At 41.3% G+C, this 2748-nt stretch carries 5 protein-coding genes and 2 pseudogenes; all 7 read left to right on the top strand.

Features of this window, described 5'->3' with window-relative positions:
* Positions 1–432 (top strand): annotated as a pseudogene (locus G468_RS0116900) (ORF6N domain-containing protein); the annotation flags it as partial.
* Between the two features lie 9 nt (positions 433–441).
* A complete protein-coding gene (locus G468_RS24030) occupies positions 442–579 on the top strand; it encodes a hypothetical protein (protein ID WP_155847027.1) in 138 nt (45 codons plus the stop codon).
* Positions 569–730 (top strand): hypothetical protein, encoded by a 162-nt coding sequence (locus tag G468_RS24025; protein ID WP_155847026.1) that lies wholly within the window; start codon positions 569–571, stop codon positions 728–730. The genes G468_RS24030 and G468_RS24025 overlap by 11 nt, the downstream gene beginning before the upstream one ends.
* The gene (locus G468_RS0116885; protein ID WP_026824022.1) at positions 727–975 is read left to right on the top strand and encodes a hypothetical protein; all 249 of its coding nucleotides are present in this window, start codon (positions 727–729) and stop codon (positions 973–975) included. Before G468_RS24025 ends, G468_RS0116885 begins: the two co-directional genes overlap by 4 nt.
* Positions 972–1430, top strand: a pseudogene (locus G468_RS24960) (Sak single strand annealing protein); the annotation flags it as partial. The gene G468_RS0116885 and the pseudogene G468_RS24960, both read left to right, overlap by 4 nt.
* Before the next feature lie 145 nt (positions 1431–1575).
* Complete coding sequence (locus tag G468_RS21670) at positions 1576–2232, top strand: lambda exonuclease family protein (RefSeq protein WP_051297183.1); 657 nt, start codon at positions 1576–1578, stop codon at positions 2230–2232.
* Positions 2184–2621 carry a single-stranded DNA-binding protein gene (locus G468_RS0116870; RefSeq protein WP_026824021.1) on the top strand — a complete coding sequence of 146 codons (438 nt, stop codon included), beginning with the start codon at positions 2184–2186 and terminating at the stop codon, positions 2619–2621. The genes G468_RS21670 and G468_RS0116870 overlap by 49 nt, the downstream gene beginning before the upstream one ends.
* Positions 2622–2748: the final 127 nt, after the last annotated feature.

Below are 2748 nucleotides of genomic sequence, written 5' to 3'. Positions count from 1 at the left end.
CGGCTTGCTGCTGAAATGGCAGAGAAAGTTCAACATTTGTCATTAGTTAACAAAGAGCAAAAAACAGAAATTGATTGCTTAAAAAATCTATTCCAAGTTGGTATGACACCCGTTCAGTTTTGCAAGCAGCTTAATGGCGTAAACATTAACCAGGTTAATTTATTTCTCGAATCGCGTCATTTTCTCTACGATGCAGAAAAGGATATCAGCAAGGCTCATGTCTGGCGTGTGCATTCCTATGCGAGAGATACGTATCTAACCGAATCCCCCTTCATCATGACAAACGATTATGGGCAACGTCAGTGTTACAAAATCGTGCTACTAAAAAAGGGAGCTTCATGGCTATATAACCAATACCTCAAAAGTAAGCTACCGATGAAGAAAGACTGGAATGGTGAATTCACCCACGACAAATATAGTCAGGTGGCATAAGGAGTAACGATGAACAAAGACAATATCTTGCTAGCACTGGCAAGACAGGCTGCAAAGTTAGCGATTGATACCCATCGACAAGATATATGGCTCATCGCTTTATCATTGCAACTAAAGGCTTATGGGAAAAATCATCATGCCACTTAAATCAGAAACAGTGAAGAAACGCCATCTTAAAGAAAAAATTACCATCCTGCTACTGGATTCATCCTTTTCACAAAATGAAATCGAGTTATTACTCGAAGAGATTAAAGCCAGAAAAAACAGGATGCTATTCCAGCTCAAGGAGGTCAAATGAATCCTTACGCCATGCAAGATTACTGGTACGAACAACAGCAAGAAATTGCTTATTGGGAAGACAGGCTGGACGATGAAATCAGCGAACTAGTCCAGCCTATTTATGACTGCCTACCTTCCTCAGTGATGCGAAAACTTAATCACGAGGATTTTGACGATATCTGGAAGGCACTGTTTGACCATTTCAAAAATGAGAACATCCATCAGTACAAAGCACTTCGAGCGCCTAAGAGGAAATATCTATGAGCGAAACACAACATACCGAAAATGAAAAAAGTTTTCAACAACAGGTTTGGGAAACGCTGTCGGCGATTAACGTTAACGATAAAGTTGAAAAGAAACTCGGCCTCTCTTATCTCTCATGGGCTTGGGCGTGGGGCGTATTGATGGCGCACTACCCAGAATCCTACTATGTCATTGATGCCGTTAGCTACAACAATGATGGCAGTGCCATGGTCTCATTAACACTCACGGTTAAACAAGGCGATAACGAATTTCCCCGCAAAATGTGGCTACCGGTGATGGATAAAAGAAATCAGGCCATTTCTAGCCCTAACGCCTTTGATATCAACAAAGCACTGATGCGCTGTCTGACTAAAGCGATTTCGATGTTTGGATTAGGGTTTTATATCTATGCAGGTGAAGATTTGCCCGAACAGGAAAAAGTTGTGATACAGCAAGAACAAGCACAACAAAAAGCCCGTTATGAGCAGTTAATTCGTGATTTAAAAACCGCAGCAAAAGGTGGCATTGAATCAATGAAATCCCATTGGGAACAGTTAACACCAGAAGAGAAAGGAATTATTGGCGAAGAAAATAAAGATTTAATTAAAAACGAGGTTAATCATGAAGCAGAAAACGGACGAGTGGTTTCAGGCAAGACTTGGGAAAGTCACCGCCAGCAATTTACACAAGGTGTTATCCAAAGGCAGGGGAACAACGCAACGAAACTACCTCATGCAGTTAGTCTGTGAAACACTTACCGGACAAAGGGAAGACATAAAAACTAATCAGGCCATTGAACGAGGCATTGCCCTTGAACCACAAGCCAGAGCGCGATATTGCCTCAATGAGTTTGATGTCACGGTCACCGAAGTGGGCTTTATTCCCCACCCGTCTATTGCGCTATTTGGGGCAAGTCCTGATGGCTTGGTTAATGATGATGGACTTATCGAAATAAAATGCCCTAACACCACTACCCACATTGAAACCATTCTCACAGGGAAACCCAAATATGAATACCTGTTACAAATGCATGGGCAAATGATGTGTACAGGCAGAAATTGGTGCGATTTTGTCAGCTATGATGACAGACTTCCCCCTAACCTTGCCTACTATAAAATCCGAATTATCAAGGATGATGATTTAGTTAACGAAATTGAACAAGCCGTTCAAGTATTTATCGAAAAGCTGAAATCAGAAATCAACAAAATTAATCAATATGTGGAGACCCCATGGCAAACCAGAACCAGTGTAACTTTACCGGACGCATCGGCAAATTAGAAATCCGCTATACCCAAGATAAAATTCCCATCACGGCATTCTCAATCGCTATCAGCAAATCAAGAAAAGACAACAGCGGTCAATGGATTGATGACACAACATGGATAAACTGCAAGGCATTTAAGCAAATAGCGGAATATATCAATAATTATGCACAAAAAGGTACTTTTGTTCGTATTACTGCTGCCTATCAGGAAAATAAATGGACAGACAAATCCGGTCAGCAAAGGATATCACCGGAATTTCTGGTCAATGACGTTGAAATATTGGGAAATAGGAAAGAGAGAAAACCGCAGGAAAGCCAGGGTAAACTCAATATGCCAACGACAAGCCAGCCAAACAATAACCCTGTTATTGAGCCTGATTTTGATGATGACATCCCCTTTTAGACACAGGAGAAACCAGCATGTGGATTTTAATCTTGGCCATGTACGCCAGCCCTTACGCATCAAGTAACTTTGCAAGTGTTCATACTCAAGAATTTGACACTGAAAATATGTGCCAATTCGCCGCTAA

The organism is Arsenophonus nasoniae DSM 15247 (assembly GCF_000429565.1).
Taxonomy (GTDB): Bacteria; Pseudomonadota; Gammaproteobacteria; order Enterobacterales; family Enterobacteriaceae; genus Arsenophonus; species Arsenophonus nasoniae.
Note: the sequence above shows the minus strand (reverse complement) of the source record. Positions and strands in the feature narration are given on the sequence as shown.